Annotated in this window: 13 protein-coding genes; 3 read left to right on the top strand and 10 right to left on the bottom strand. The window is 40.3% G+C overall.

All coding sequences use genetic code 11. The annotated features are described in order from the left end of the window. Window positions 1–9: 9 nt before the first annotated feature. Genes ACDX78_RS04700 through ACDX78_RS04710 form a run of 3 tightly spaced genes read right to left on the bottom strand, consistent with a single transcriptional unit; the run spans window position 10 to window position 4,444 of the window. Window positions 10–2,220 carry a transglutaminase TgpA family protein gene (locus ACDX78_RS04700; protein WP_486025769.1) on the bottom strand — a complete coding sequence of 737 codons (2,211 nt, stop codon included), beginning with the start codon at window positions 2,218–2,220 and terminating at the stop codon, window positions 10–12. Beyond that, the gene (locus tag ACDX78_RS04705) at window positions 2,217–3,485 is read right to left on the bottom strand and encodes a DUF58 domain-containing protein (protein WP_486025771.1); all 1,269 of its coding nucleotides are present in this window, start codon (window positions 3,483–3,485) and stop codon (window positions 2,217–2,219) included. Before ACDX78_RS04705 ends, ACDX78_RS04700 begins: the two co-directional genes overlap by 4 nt. Continuing rightward, on the bottom strand, window positions 3,485–4,444 hold the full coding sequence (locus ACDX78_RS04710) for an AAA family ATPase (protein ID WP_486025772.1): 960 nt from the start codon (window positions 4,442–4,444) through the stop codon (window positions 3,485–3,487). The genes ACDX78_RS04705 and ACDX78_RS04710 overlap by 1 nt, the downstream gene beginning before the upstream one ends. 748 nt (window positions 4,445–5,192) lie before the next feature. On the opposite strand from ACDX78_RS04710, the gene tatA reads away from it, so the two are divergent. The 3 genes from tatA to ACDX78_RS04725 all read left to right on the top strand — a co-directional run bounded on the left by tatA (window position 5,193) and on the right by ACDX78_RS04725 (window position 8,115). Next, complete coding sequence (tatA, locus tag ACDX78_RS04715) at window positions 5,193–5,366, top strand: twin-arginine translocase TatA/TatE family subunit (RefSeq protein WP_486025773.1); 174 nt, start codon at window positions 5,193–5,195, stop codon at window positions 5,364–5,366. Between the two features lie 235 nt (window positions 5,367–5,601). Beyond that, complete coding sequence (locus ACDX78_RS04720) at window positions 5,602–6,357, top strand: gluconate 2-dehydrogenase subunit 3 family protein (protein ID WP_486025774.1); 756 nt, start codon at window positions 5,602–5,604, stop codon at window positions 6,355–6,357. A 24-nt stretch (window positions 6,358–6,381) separates the two neighbouring features. After that, window positions 6,382–8,115: a GMC family oxidoreductase gene (locus ACDX78_RS04725; protein WP_486025775.1), complete on the top strand. Its 1,734-nt coding sequence runs from the start codon at window positions 6,382–6,384 to the stop codon at window positions 8,113–8,115. A gap of 104 nt (window positions 8,116–8,219) precedes the next feature. On the opposite strand, the gene ACDX78_RS04730 is transcribed toward ACDX78_RS04725, so the two are convergent. The 7 genes from ACDX78_RS04730 to ACDX78_RS04760 form a co-directional block, all read right to left on the bottom strand. Continuing rightward, window positions 8,220–9,875 (bottom strand): glycerol-3-phosphate dehydrogenase/oxidase, encoded by a 1,656-nt coding sequence (locus ACDX78_RS04730; RefSeq protein ID WP_486025777.1) that lies wholly within the window; start codon window positions 9,873–9,875, stop codon window positions 8,220–8,222. Between the two features lie 359 nt (window positions 9,876–10,234). Beyond that, on the bottom strand, window positions 10,235–10,408 hold the full coding sequence (locus tag ACDX78_RS04735) for an ATP-binding protein (RefSeq protein ID WP_486025779.1): 174 nt from the start codon (window positions 10,406–10,408) through the stop codon (window positions 10,235–10,237). Window positions 10,409–10,534: 126 nt separating this feature from the next. Next, a complete protein-coding gene (locus ACDX78_RS04740) occupies window positions 10,535–11,116 on the bottom strand; it encodes a class D sortase (RefSeq protein ID WP_486025780.1) in 582 nt (193 codons plus the stop codon). Window positions 11,117–11,411: 295 nt separating this feature from the next. Continuing rightward, window positions 11,412–11,696, bottom strand: a complete 285-nt coding sequence (locus ACDX78_RS04745; RefSeq protein WP_486025782.1) for a hypothetical protein — start codon at window positions 11,694–11,696, stop codon at window positions 11,412–11,414. 824 nt (window positions 11,697–12,520) lie between these two features. Next, the gene (locus tag ACDX78_RS04750) at window positions 12,521–13,033 is read right to left on the bottom strand and encodes a type 1 glutamine amidotransferase domain-containing protein (RefSeq protein ID WP_486025784.1); all 513 of its coding nucleotides are present in this window, start codon (window positions 13,031–13,033) and stop codon (window positions 12,521–12,523) included. 106 nt (window positions 13,034–13,139) lie between these two features. Beyond that, window positions 13,140–13,277, bottom strand: coding sequence for a hypothetical protein (locus ACDX78_RS04755; protein WP_486025785.1), 138 nt, complete (start codon window positions 13,275–13,277; stop codon window positions 13,140–13,142). 248 nt (window positions 13,278–13,525) lie between these two features. Further along, window positions 13,526–15,061, bottom strand: a complete 1,536-nt coding sequence (locus ACDX78_RS04760; protein ID WP_486025786.1) for an AbgT family transporter — start codon at window positions 15,059–15,061, stop codon at window positions 13,526–13,528. Window positions 15,062–15,311: the final 250 nt, after the last annotated feature.

Here is a 15,311-nt window from a genome sequence, read left to right on the forward strand (position 1 = left end):
ATAATGGGGTCAACCCATTATTCGGTTAATTAAATTTTTCCAAACTTCAGCGAGTTCATCCGTTTTTTCCTCATTTATCTCATTTTTATATATCATTTTTTCCAGATGAGCAGTTAACTGGCCCATCTCATTGGTGGAAAATCTGGCATCAATCCGCTTTGCATACTCCCTTAAGGTTTGGTCGGGATCCCTTTTTAACCCGACATGAGTCAACAGCTTTAACAAATGATAGTAAGCATCCTGATAGGTATCTGCATCCTGCTTTCGCGCGAGTTTCCTGTTTATCAGATAGGTTTGCCAGCGGAATCTAGTTTTATAAATTAAAAACCCAATAATTCCCAGTGTTGCTGCAATCAGCGCAGCATGCCACCATGCAAAATCGAAATGACTTGTATTATTTCCTGCCATGGCTGTTTCTGTTTCTGCTTCTTCTTCATCTGCCTCCTCAGGAGGTTCTGGTGTATCCATTTCCGGTATTTCCATTGGATCGCTTTCCTGTTCTAGTTCTGCTTCACCATCTTCAATTTCTGTATGGAAATCAGTCATATTGTCGAATCCCTGTGTCGGCTCAAACGGTACCCAGCCAACGCCATCAAAATAAACTTCTACCCAGGAATGGGCATTGGCATTTGTAACTTCATACACATCAAAGGAGTCATCGGTATTGGACTCATCTTCCTGAATTATTTCCCCGCCAGTAAAACCTTTCGCCCATCTGGCAGGGATATCCATTGAACGAAGCATGACTACCATGGAAGTGGAAAAGTTATCGCAGTACCCCACTTGTGATTCAAATAAAAACTGATCTACATAGTCCTCATCTTCCTCAGGTACAGGGACGCCCGTTGTTTCATATTGAAAATCATTGGAAGAAAAATATTGCTCAACCGCTTTGGCTTTATCATATTGTGTATCGTGTTCTTCCGTAATTTCCTCTGCAAGATCAACCACACGCTCAGGCAGGCTATCCGGCACCTGTGTATACCTCTCATCCACCGAATTCCCTTCAAATTCTACTTCCCTTAACTTATCGACAGAAAATGATGGCTTATCATAGGACAGCGTGTATTGTTCCAATTGAATGACTTCATGATTCAATTGTGTTTGGATAGCCTCTGTGATTTTATCAATATGAAAGGTGGCTTGTGCTGCGTATACATGCTGCAGCCCGTATGGATAAACCAGTTTTTCTATAGAGACATTATCCTCAAATTCGACGATCGATTCTAGGCTTTCCGTATCAACCCCATCCGAACCGGGATTAAATGTATTCAGTTCCACTCCACCAGTCATTCGTTGATACTCCGGACCACCCGAAGCTTCCCAGCCCTTACCTGTATACTCATCTTTCGTTTCTATTCGCCAGTAATGCGCTTCATTCACTGCAGCCTGAAAAACCGGGGTATAGTCCTGTACGAAAGAACCTCCCAGCTGACTATCATCCTCACCATATCCCACTTTTTGAACTGCACCGCCGCTATTGCCAGCGCCTGCATTTTCTGCGGCACTTTGGAGGAAAGGTACTGGATCAGGCCATTGCGGCGGCGCTTTTGGTGCTGCATAACCAAGAACAGATGCAAAAAGCACGATAACTACAAGCGGGATCAGCCATATCGGTGTTTTCTTTACCCAGCTGAATTGAATCCCTTCCTTGTTTAGTTCTCTCATAAAATTAGCTATCCCAAGTGCGATGAACGCAATCACAAAAGTTCGGACCATTGGCATGCTTGCATCATATAAGGTAAATGTGTCCAATACAGCAATATAAATAAAAGTTAATATGACAAATAAAAAAATGCGTTTCATGACGACAAACCAGTAATGTAATAAATAGCTCATCAGCCAAATTAATACCAAAAACAGCGCACTGCGAAACATCGGTGTTAAATCATGCCAGTTTTGCACTAATATAGCTTCCATGTTATAACTTATTTCCAAAAAACCCTGTTCTAACCAAAGCTGAGATAAAACCCTTGCTTCAAAAAATAGCCCATTGATAATAAATAATAACGCAAAACCTTTCAGCAAAAAAGATACCCACCACTTCAGCTGAAACATAGAAATAATAAAGCAAAAAACTGCAAAAATGATGAATACGGATATACTGGTCGTTGCTGTTATTTCATTCACCGGATAGATCCATTCCATAAACAGCAAAAAACCGCTTATATATAAAATAGAGGTATATAAAAATGTTTTACTTCCTTCCAATTGCTTCATGTGAGCCTCACCTCTATCGGGTTCATTAATAGTTCTGACTCGCTCATCGTAACAATGTTAACGCCATCAAGCTTAAGCTGCCTTGTTTTTTCCTGGTTTAACTGCTGTATTTTATTTGCAGATTGTATAAATATAATCATAATTCGTTTGGATCGCTGCTTCAATTTTTTGATTGCATCACGTAAACCCGAATCCAAATTGTTTGTGAATATAACAATAATATTTCCGCTATCCATTCTTATCATTTCTTCTTTTAACTTCACGGAAAACGGCTGTTTTCTCACCGGCTGGAAGCGGGTTAAATGCTGTTTCACCATATTTAATTGACCAGGACCATCCATTAAAGGAAAACGCACCGCTTTTTCCCCAATCGTAACCAGTCCAACTTGAGAAGACTGTTTACGTATTTCTTCCATGAAAGAAATCGTCATTTCCACTGCTGCCTCAAAGGCCAGATAGTTCATCCCTTCATACGCACAGCCATCCAGGATTAACACAATGTCTGTGCTTTTTTCCTGTTCAAACTCCTTCGTCATGACAGCGTTTTTCTTTGCGGTTTGTTTCCAGTCAATCCAGGAAAACTTATCTCCAGGCATATATTCACGAATGCCTGTTGCCACGTTCGTATTTTTCAAATTTAACATATAGGAAGCGGTGGAACCTTGTTCAAAGTTAGCAGACTTTCCCTTCAGACGAACAGGGCGTTCGTTTGGATAGGCAATCAGCCGATTCGGGAGTTCAAAAACATGCTCTTTCCGCACAAAGCCGAATACATCTCCCGTACGGACGCGAAGTGCATGTAAATGATGCTCTCCCCTTGGTACCTGTTCCAATGTATAGGAAAATTCCACAACACGCCGAATCGAAGGGAAAATGATTTTCTTTATTTGCCGGTTGACGAAAAGCTTATCAGGATCATCCATGAAGTTATATTTATCTTTTCGGCTATCAAGCTTCTTTAATGAGTCAGGCAAAATTTCCTCAAAAACACAATAATATAATGGAAATGGAAATCTGCGCTGAATTTTCACATGAATTGTTGCACTGTCGCCTGCCCGAATAATTTGACGGGAAATCTTTCTTGTAACCTTCCAATTTTTCAGCGGGTAGAGCAAAAGTCCAATATGATAGAGGAACATTGGAAGGAAGCTGAAAAATAGAAACCAGCTGACAAATCCTCCCTGAAACATAGCGAATGAATAGAGTAGGACGAATAGAAAAAGGATAAACACAAAATTACCGATAAATCTCATTCTTTCCTTCATCAAAGAATTTCCTTTCGAATTGGAATATGCGTCTTTTTCACAATTGTATCGATAAGCTCTTCCGCTGTGAGTCCGTCATATTTTGCTTCATTTGTTAATATAACCCGGTGCGTTAGAACAAATGGCGCAAGATATTTCACATCATCTGGCAGCACATAATCCCGGCCGTGAATATAGGCATAGGCTTTTGCTGCCTTCATTAAGGCAATCGATCCTCTTGGACTGACACCAAGGTATATAGAAGAATTGGACCTTGTGCCTGATACGAGATTAATAATGTAATGCTGCACGTTTTTATCAATATATACTTCTTTAACTTCTTCCTGAACGCGGATCAATTCTTCTCTTGTCATAACAGCGTCAATTTTTTCAATCGGATGATCCCTTGCAGTAATTTCAAGCATCTCCAATTCATCCATAAAAGAAGGATAGCCCATTTTTAATTTCAGAATAAACCTGTCCAGCTGCGCCTCAGGCAAAGGATAGGTCCCTTCATACTCGATCGGGTTTTGTGTGGCCATCACAAAAAAAGGCTGATTAAGCGGAATCGTATTGCCATCAACCGTCACATTTTTCTCTTCCATTCCTTCTAAAAGGGATGATTGTGTTTTGGGGGATGTTCTATTAATTTCATCTGCTAGTATAATATTTCCGAGTATGGGCCCTCCCCGAAACTCAAACTCCATTTCCTGCGGGTTGTATATGGAAACGCCTGTCACATCCGATGGCAGTAAATCGGGAGTAAACTGAATTCTCTTGAAATCACAATCCAAAGATTTTGCGAGTGTTTTAACAAGCATCGTTTTTCCAACGCCAGGCACGTCTTCCAAAAGCACATGTCCCTGTGCAAGCAATGCAACAAGGCTAAGTGTTGCCGCATCTTCTTTTCCTATCATCACTTTTTTTATATTTGAGAGTACTTTTTCTACTTTTCTATTGTACGTAACTGTTTCTTCCATTATTTGAAGCCCCTCTCCGGCGCGGATCATAATAAATACGCTAGTATGTTATAAAAATCGGGGTAAGCTGCTGCCAGCTATTGTACCCATTAGCTATTTCTACTATTTATGTATACACCATAATAATACTAAAAAAAATGCATAAATTAAAGTATCCATAAATTCTGAATCATTGTTCATTGTATACAAAATGCGGGAGGAATATACCTGGGTATCAGTACATTTCTTCTTTTGCTTATGCAACACCCTCCTCTGATCAGCTCGAAAATGAGGAGAGATTGGCAGAAATAGAAACCTGCCGAGGACCTAAGGCCTTTTCCAGTACTCCGCGCAAACCAAGAAAATGTAATTTTTTTTGAGACTAGCATTTTTTTTATCTTCTTTTGTTCTACTCCATAAGTCGGCTTGACTCGGAGAATCATACCGCAATCGCTTTTCTGCTAAGTCAGATACCGACAAAAGGCATCTGTCGTATTTTTAAAATCTTGGTTTTTTGAGTATACCTCTTGGAAAATGGAAATAATAGAACATAGATACAAACGCTCTGTTAGCGACATATGACAAGGTACATCCTTGCCCCTAGGTGGATCAGTGGAGTGACTGTGATAATAGCTCTTCCACCATACGCTTTTGCCGGCTTTTGGTACCCGACACGACTAATCATCTTTACTGATTTATCCAGAGCTTACAAATTTTATATAGTGCGCTAAGCAGTTAAAAAATCGAGTGTTGGATTGGAGTGATTTTATTGGGTTTAGCACAAATTGGTGTTCCAGGCTTGATTCTCATCGTTATTTTAGCATTAATCATTTTTGGGCCAAAAAGACTTCCGGAAATAGGAAAAGCCACTGGTCAAACATTAAGGGAATTTAAGAGCACAACGAATGAGTTAATTAGCGATGATCACGAAAAAAAAGAATAGCATCACCAATGCACCGGATAATTGGAGGGGGCAAGAAAACAATCCCCGATCCTCTGTAAAAACCAGCGCCATCATGGAAGAATGCATTATATTTGAGGAAATTGCATGTAACCCGATTCATCAGCTAATAAATATATTGAAAATATCACGGAACGAAAATCTTTTTCTACAAAAGTTTACTAATCAAAAATTTGGATAAAATGGATAACAGTTATCATGCATAAACGAGGAGGGAATGAAGTTGTCGGATGAAAAAAAAGCACCGGATTTATCCCGCCGCAAATTTATTAAAAACTCCGGTTATGTAGCCGGTGGAGCAATTGGCGGTGGATTACTTGCCTCACTTATCGGTACAAACATTTGGACCGAGGATCAAAACACAGCACCGACAGATACAACAAACGGGGCGGATTCATATAATCGTGCACTGATGTATTTTAGAAGAAGAAAAGACTTCGATATTCTTAGTGCTGCAACGGAAAGAATTTATCCTGAAGATGAAAATGGTCCTGGTGCCATTGCGCTGGGAGCCCCCTATTTCATAGATCACCAATTGGCTGGGGGTTATGGAAATAACGAAAGAGAATATACAATGGGCCCTTTTAACGAAGGGACAGACTACCAGGGTTATCAGTCTCCGTTAAAAAGGCATGAAGTTTTTATGGCTGGAATTCGAGCCATGGAAAAAGAAAGTCAGGAAAATTACGGCACTTCCTTTGTTGAGCTGGAAGGTGAACAGCAGGATGAAATACTACAGGAATTCCAAGAAGATAAAATAAAACTGAAACATGTAAGCTCGGCATATTTTTTCAACCAGCTCCGCACAGCAACACTTGCAGGTGTTTATGCTGATCCCTTGTACGGCGGAAATGCAAATATGGATGGATGGAGAATGAAGGAGTTCCCTGGCAGTCAGATGAGCTATCTGGAGGAGATTGAGCGTGAGGAATTTATCGATTATGAACCAAGTTCTTTAAAAGATCATTTATAAATTCGGGAAAAAGGAGGTTTCATGTTGGTTAAAACATTAGATAAGGTAGAGGTCGTCACGGTAGGCATGGGATGGGCAGGAGGTATCATTGCTTCAGAACTTGCAAAAGCCGGCGTGCAGGTTGTTGGTCTTGAACGAGGACCAAATCGTTCAACAGAAGATTTCCAGATGGTTCACGATGAATATCGATATGCGATCCGGTACGACTTAATGCAGGACTTATCCAAGGAAACGGTTACTTTTAGAAATAACCCTAATGAAAATGCATTGCCTATGCGGCAGTTCGGAGCCTTTCTGATCGGTACAGGAGTGGGTGGTGCGGGGACGCACTGGAATGGAGATACATGGTTTTTTGCGCCTTATGATTTTGAAATTAAAACAATGACAGAAAAGAGATACGGAAAGAATAAACTTCCCGAAGAGTATACAATACAGGATTGGGGGATTACATACGATGAACTGGAGCCATATTATGAAAAATTTGAGAAAATGGCTGGCATAAGCGGAGAGTTGAACCCTTTACGACCTGAAAGAACGAGAGAATATCCAACTCCCCCGATGAAAAGTACTCCCATGCTCGATCGATTTGTAGAGTCTGCAAATAACTTGGGATTGCATCCATTTCGTTTACCTTCTGCAAATTTGTCAGAAAACTATACAAATCCAGATGGACAAACGTTATACCAATGTCAGTATTGTGGCTTTTGTGAAAAGTTCGGCTGCGAGTATGGCGCAAAATCGACGCCGAATGTTACAGTCGTTCCAACAGCGCTGGAATCGGATAATTTTGAGTTGCGTACCCATGCAAATGTTGTTGGTATCCATCATGATGGGAATCGGGCGACAGGCGTTCGGTATGTAGATGTGCAAACAGGCGAAGAATTTGACCAGCCAGCGGATATTGTTGTGTTAACGAGCTATACCTTGAATAATTCACGTCTCCTGCTGCTGTCTGATATTGGCAGACCCTATGAGCCGGATACCGGAACCGGTGTTGTAGGGAAAAATTATTGCTACCATATTACTCCGGTAGTTACTGGTTTTTTTAATGAAAAGTTTAATGCGGCAATGGGGGCAGGGTCACTTGGATCTACCTTTGATGACTTTAATAATGATAACTTTGATCATTCAGATTTGGATTTTATCCATGGTGGTTCAATAACAATGAAGCAACTGGGGAAAAGGCCGATTAATGAAAATGCAGCTCCTAAAGATACTCCGACTTGGGGGAAAGAATTTAAACAAAAATCAATAGAATACTTTAATCGTGCCATACCTGTTACTTCTCAAGGCACCTCATTACCACATCGCAATAACTATTTAAGCCTTGACCCATCCTATAAAGACGCTTATGGAAACCCATTGATTCGATTAACGTATGATTTTACCGAGCATGATCGTAAATTGCATGATTTTATTTCAGAAAGATGTGCAGAAGTCTTACATGAAATGGGAGCCGAAAAGGTGGAGTCCAGAGAGCTGACCGAACACTTTGATATTGTACCCGCTCATAATGACCATGTTACCGGCGGTGTCATCATTGGAGATGATCCGGATACATCCGCACTCAATAATTATCTGCAAATGTGGGATATGGATAATTTATTTGTCATCGGTGCTTCTGCTTTCCCTCATAATGGTGGATATAACCCTACAGGCACAGTAGGCGCACTAGCTTACCGTGCAGCCGAGGGAATACTAAAGTTTAGGGAAGAAAATGGACAACTTGTTAAAGCGAACAACAGCACTAGAGCATAGGAATAAACAGATGTAATTCAAACAGGAAATATAGCTAAAAACATATAGGAAGAGGCTTCTAACGAATTTTATCATCGCATAGAAGCCTCTCCCTATTTTTATTATTATATTGCAGCCTCAATTAAAGCCTTCTCTAATTCTTCACTATACTGTTTCTTTTGATTGCTGTCCCACTTCAATGATTTAGCCATATAGTTTATAACAGGTTCTTTATGTTCTCTTACCCAGTTTATATCAAAGAACAGGGCGCCTGTACGACGAATAAAAAAGTCTGCAGGCTTATAAACAAGTTCATAATCGATGCCATAAATAAGCTCCGTCAAAACAAATGGATCAATCTGTTCACTTTCTGCTTCTTCTTTGTGCGCTTGATAAATAGTAAAGAGCGTATCCACATTTCCTCCATACATATTAATCAATTTTCGAACTGTGGTTTCCGGTATTCCGAATTCCATTCCTTCTGTTAGTTTTTTCTTCTTGAATTGTTCAAACCCTTTTGCACCTCCAACATCCCCGCCGGAAATAGGTAAATGTTTTGTTCCCGCAGCGGAGTAAATAATTTTTTCCTCTTCCTTTAATTGTTCAACCACTGTATCAATTGCATCTTCTGCCATTTTACGGTAGCCTGTCAGCTTGCCGCCAGCCATGGAAATAAGACCGGAGTCAGAAATAAAGATTTCTTCTTCCCGCGATATCTCCCCCGGTTTTCCGCCTTCTCCACCAGAAAACAGCGCTCTTACTCCTGCCCAGCTTGACTCGACATCATCGGCTTGTATATTTAAAGATGGAAACATATAGTGGATGGAATCCAGAATATAATTACGGTCCTCCGTTGTTGCAGTGATATTTTTAATATCACCTTCATAATACGTATCTGTCGTCCCTACATAGGTCTTTTCACCCCGTGGGATCGCAAAAATCATTCTGCCATCCGGACTGTCAAAGTAAATGGCTTGATTGAGCGGGAAAACCTGTTTGGGGAAAACGAGATGAACTCCTTTGGTTAAGCGCAAAGTCTTTCCTTCCTTCGAATGATCTATTTCCCGTAATTCATCAATCCAAGGGCCGCTGGCACTGATTACTTTTTTCGCATAAATAGAATGAATTTCTCCGCTGATCGTATCCTTTACCTTTGCTCCGCAGATTTTACCAGTTGAATCATAAATAAAATCAATCGCTTTTGCATAGTTCATTGCACTGACGCCTCTTTCAACCGCTTTTTTCATAACTTCAATAGTCAGGCGTGCATCATCTGTTTTATATTCCACATAATAGCCTGCTCCTTTTAACCCTTCACTTTGTATAAGTGGTTCCTTTTGTACTGCTTCTTCAGGATTAAACATTTTGCGGCGCTCATTCTTCTTTACACCTGCAAGGAAGTCATAGACTCGTAACCCCACATTCGTACTAAACGGGCCAAAAGTGCCTCCTTTATAAAATGGCAGCATCATCCATTCAGGTGTCGTAACATGTGGTCCATTTTCATATACAATAGCTCGCTCCTTCCCTACTTCAGCAACTAATTTAACATGGAATTGCTGCAGGTAACGGAGGCCCCCGTGGACTAATTTAGTTGAACGGCTTGATGTTCCTGCTGCAAAGTCCTGCATTTCTACAACCGCGGTTTTTAATCCTCTTGTTACAGCATCCAAAGAAATCCCGGCACCAGTGATTCCTCCCCCGATAACCAAAACATCTATTTTTTCCTGCTTTATTTGTTTAAATTGATCATTTCTATAATGACTAGAAAATAACGTCATCCTTATCTCTCCAATCGTGTGTTTATAACAATACAAATGTGGTGCGATGTATCTGTTTATCATGCCTCATTAACCAATAAAAAAAACCACAAAACTAACTTGCGCTTAAATACAAGCGTAAGTGTTTGCGGTTTCTCCGTTTCTCTATCCAAGACCTATTAACTTATTTATATAATAACAGATTTATTTGCTGTTAACAACACATACTAGTGGTTAAGTGTATATACCAAATTTTCCGGGCATCGGTCGAAGTGAATAACTAACGGATATTGCATTTTAGCGTTTGGCGACTTTTATGTACTCAACAGGTTGGGGAATGGAGGTGGCAATATTGTGCAGGTCCCCATTGTTTAATATTTTCATTTGTCACCGGAAAGCGGCAATGTAAACCAAAATGTATGCTGTTTACCATCTGAGGCAACACCAATTTCTCCGTTATGATGCTTAATAATTTCCTTTGAAATGGCCAGACCTAGGCCTGAACCACCTGATTCTTTTGCTGGTGAATGCTCAATGCGGTAAAAACCGTTCAAAAATTCTATCTTGCTCCTGATAGGGAATGTTTTTACCGGTTAAGCAGTTAGTTTCCATGTCATTTGTTGTAAACTTACACTGTTCTCTCTACAGCTTATTGATGTATACTCGGGATTTGTACAACATCACTTTGGATATGCATATAACACATAGCGATCAGGTGCACTTCCGACCATGGAAAATGGGTAACAGGTAGAAACGGTCAAATATTCATCTTTGCGGGTAGGATCAATCACTGTTGTGTTGTCTGCTTCAACGATTTCATGGTCTCTTATTCCATAAATATACGTTCCATATTCCATTTTCACATGGAATTCGTCGCCATGTTCCAGTTCGCCAAAATCTCTGAACACAGTATCTCTGTGACCTGACAATAGAATTTGTTTATTTTGACCAGGCAATCCAGTGTCATGATAATGGCCCACTCCCTGAGCCAGTTCGTCTTCGTCCGTTCCTTCAACGATAGGAATTTCTCGATCTAATTTGGGTATATACAGTAATCCAATGGTTTCCCCTTTTTCATATGCTAAATCCTCCAGGTTTTCCTTTTGTACTTCATCGGACGCCTGATTTTCTGTTGAAAGCATCGCATGTGCTTCAGAAAGTCTTTCTTTTTCATTTTGTGAAGAACTCCACAGTTGATAGCCGCCAAATGCTAAAAAAAGAACGCCTGCAATGATGAATAGCCGGGAAAAAAATTTAAGCACTCCATTCACCTCGTTACAATTAAATGATTAATTCTAATGTACACTTTTCTGTTTATTTATGCAAAAGTCACACTACTAAAATAGGAATCTGAACGTACATTATATATCACATACCTTTGGCAGGCTGGTTTTGCTAACGAAATTTTAGCAGGAGCATTGCTTGCACAAAAGATGGCTCACACCAAAAAAAGTTTTCTTAACGGTTACCTTATCGCTTCTATAATATTATTGCTTCTTCTTTGATTATATTTTTAATATAAAAGAAAGGGAGCCCCAATGGACTCCCCTCTTATACTTACTGCGATTGATTGTTCTGTTGAGCGCTTTGCTGTACTTGCTGAAGTGCCTGTTGAACCTGTTGTTCTGCCTGTTGTAATTGCTGATTTTGCTGGGTGCTGGCACCAGCTTGTGCACTTTGCAAACCTTGTTGCGCCTGCTGCAATTGCTGCTGAGCTTGTTGTATCTGCTGAGGATCAGCACTAGATTGTGCTTGTTGCACTGCTTGCTGTGCTGATTGTGCTTGTTGCAGAGCTTGCTGTAATTGTTGTTGCTGCTGTTGGTTCTGATTTTGATTTGCCATTATAAATCCCTCCCAATATTTTTGAGACTCCAGTACTTAGAGAATCTCTCCGTAATTAGGGTCCCAATTTCATAGGAAGTTATGTATCATATTAAATGAAATAATATCTATTCCGGTTGAATAGTATACTCAGCTACTTCATTAGATTCATGAAAGTTTATTCATTGTCTATCATTGCTTATTTCATTCATGCACCGCCAAATAGGACTTTATTTTCACTTAGCACAATGCAGTGATATACATACAAAATATACCATATTTTATGTATGTTACAATCCTGGTTGCTATGGTGAAGTTACTATCATGCATATCATTGATGAGTATTTGTATTATAAAAAGGCAACAACAAGCAGGACACCGGAATGGTATCGGGTGGATGTAGATGGGGAAACGATAGAGGAAGTGGAGTGAGCCTCGTCTATTGGTTTACTTTATCACTTTCCTTCAATACTCTATTTATCAAGTTAGAAACCTGGCTTGCCTCAATTCTTAGGAATGCTTATACAGGTCGAAAATTTCTTATCTTTGAACTAATCGTGATAAAATTCACGAGATTCCTGCGAACACCAGCGTAACCGCTAGTTATTTAGCAGGCTAAGCCATAGTCCCTACGGTGAAAGCACAATATTTTGTACGTTGACTCGCCATGCTACCTGCTTAGCTTGGTTTTTGCTACTTTGGGTTGTTGTAGGAAAAACGTCTGCAACGTAAAACCTTCAACGTTCTTTCCGAAACCGATTCATCTCATGAAGTCACGATGGTTCTCGGCTGAATCATAAAAAAAGAAGCTGCGTGATCAACAGCTCCTCCATAAGAATGGCAAATTATTTTTCTAATAGTTTTAATGACTCACGGTTGAATGCAGGAAGATCATCAGGTGTTCTGCTTGTGACGAGGTTTCCATCTACAATAACCTCTTCATCTTTTACAGTTGCTCCTGCATTTTCCAGGTCTTTTCTAACAGAAACAAAGCTTGTTAGCTCTCTTCCATTTAACAGGTCTGTTTCAACGAGGAATTGAGGGCCATGGCAAATGGCAAAAACCGGTTTATTTTCTTGCATAAAGGTTTTAGCAAACTCACCATTCCTCGGATCAATGCGTAATAAGTCCGGAGAAAAACCGCCAGGAACAAGTAATGCATCATAATCGTTTGCATTTACTTCATCAATGCCTCGATCTACTTGTATTTCGTCCCCATTTTTACCATTGATTGTTTTATTTCCTTCATTACTGATAATATCTACTGTATGTCCTGCTTCTTTGTAATCCTTCACAGGATCAGTCAGTTCAATTTCTTCCACCATGTCTGTTACAAGAACTGCAATGTGTTTGCTCATATAATTCAACCTCCTACTCTCATTCTCAACTGATATTGTAACGAAAATTCCATTGCTTTGTAAAAATAAATGCCTTTTCGTTGTAAAGGACTGGACTGTAAATCTTTCATATACATGATCCACCTTCCGCTTTTAACGTTTCCACAGGCACATCTCGTGCACTTAATACGTAAATAAGCACAGAATCAATATAGTCCGGATCATAGCTGCTTAACAGTTTTTCAATTGTTATAACAGTATCCATCTATTCCCTAATATCCCTGTTGAAGATGTGTTTCAACAATTTCAAATATGCCTGTAGCTTGGCATTTCCCTTTACAAGTCAATAAAAAAAGTAACTGATCAAGCCGATGAACACACGAATGAAAAGAAAAATCATTCATTGGGTCACGTATCAGAAGATGAAGACCCGAACGGAACCGAACGTCAAGAGGGCATAGCACGAATCGTATGTTAATATTATATATCTACTTACTCGTACCCCATTTCACCCTAAGGGTACGTAATTGGCCCCGCAGGTCCGAGCGGTATACCGAGCAGCATCCAAATAATGAGCATGATTGTCCATCCGATCAAGAAGACAACGGAGTACGGCAGCATCGTTGCGACCAATGTACCGATACCCAAATTCTTATCATACTTCTGACCAAAGGCGATAATAACAGCAAAGTATGGCATTAATGGTGAAATAATATTCGTTGTGGAATCTGCCACACGATACGCCATTTGGGTTAATTCCGGTGAATAACCCAGCTGCATCATAATCGGCACAAATATCGGTGCCATCATCGCCCATTTAGCCGAGGCACTTCCGATAAATATATTAATAAATGCTGCAATGAGAACAAACATGAGAATTAACGGTATGCCAGTCAGGTTAATACTATTTAAAAAATCTGCACCGTATACACCTAGAATAACTCCCAAGTTTGATTCATTAAAATAAGCAACAAACTGACCCGCTGTAAACGCAAGCACAATAAACATTCCCATGGAAGCCATCGTGTCAGACATCTGACCCGCTACGTCCTTATCATTGCGGATGCCCTTTGTCACCATGCCATATACCAAACCGGGAATGAAGAATAAAACGGCAATAATCGGTACAAGCGAATCCATAAATGGCGATTGGACGATTTGAGCCATTGTATCGCCTTCTGTTCCCCTTAAAGGCGCATTTGGTGGAATAATGAGAAGCGAGACCAATGCCAAACCAATCAGTAAGCCAATTCCTGAAGAAATAAGCCCTTTTCTCTCTGTAGATGTTAACCCTTCCAGCCCTTCTTCACTATATTCGCCCTTATATGTTCCTAAACGAGGCATGACAATTCTTTCCGTAACCCAAGTACCAAGTATAGTTAGCACTAACACACTTACAGCAATAAATGCCCAGTTCATCGCTATATTCATTGTCTCTGCATAGGCAGCATCAATCGTTGCAGCCGAAGCAATCGTCAATTCACCCAATAACACATCCGTACCGGAAAGCAATAGGTTGGCACTGTAACCTCCTGAGACTCCTGCAAATGCTGCTGCCAAACCACCCAGCGGATGCCTGCCCATGGCAGCAAATATTAACGCACCTAGCGGCGGAAGGACAACATAACCGGCATCAGAAGCGACACTGGACATAACTGCCGCAAAAACAAGACCAACCGTAATAAATCGATCCGGTATCGATAATACAAACCCGCGTAAAAGTGCACTGATCAGGCCTGTCCGTTCTGCTACCCCAATTCCAAGCATCGTAACGAGCACAACGCCCAGCGGCGCGAAACCGATGAAGTTATCTGTTACACTGCCAAAAATGTATTCGAGCCCTTCAGCAGTCAGCAGGTTATTAATTTCCACCGTTTCCCCGTCTCCAGGATGTTCCACACTTATTCCCATTGGGGATAACGCCGCAGATAAAATAAGTACAAGTAATGCTAAAATAGCGAACAAAGTAACTGGGTGCGGCAGCAAATTCCCTACTCGCTCCACCCAGTCAAGAAAGTATTGAAATAAGCCTTTACGTTTTTTGGCCATAGAAATGTAACCCCCTTCATGTTCCGAAAACCAAATAAAGCTTACTTTTATTTGATTCAAATACTAAATAAATTGCAAAACCAATTATAAATGCAGGTATTGCTAATTAAAACCCTTTCACTACAAGTAAAAATAATAAAAGCTTTCATGAAATTCATCAATTCAGTTAACTGAGGGATGCTATTTAACTTCAATTAGCAACAGGTAGCTACCAAAAAAACATAGCACTCTATTGTCGCATTCCCCGACA

It is taken from the genome of Virgibacillus oceani (genome assembly GCF_041521345.1).
Lineage (GTDB): Bacteria > Bacillota > Bacilli > Bacillales > Amphibacillaceae > Virgibacillus_N > Virgibacillus_N oceani_A.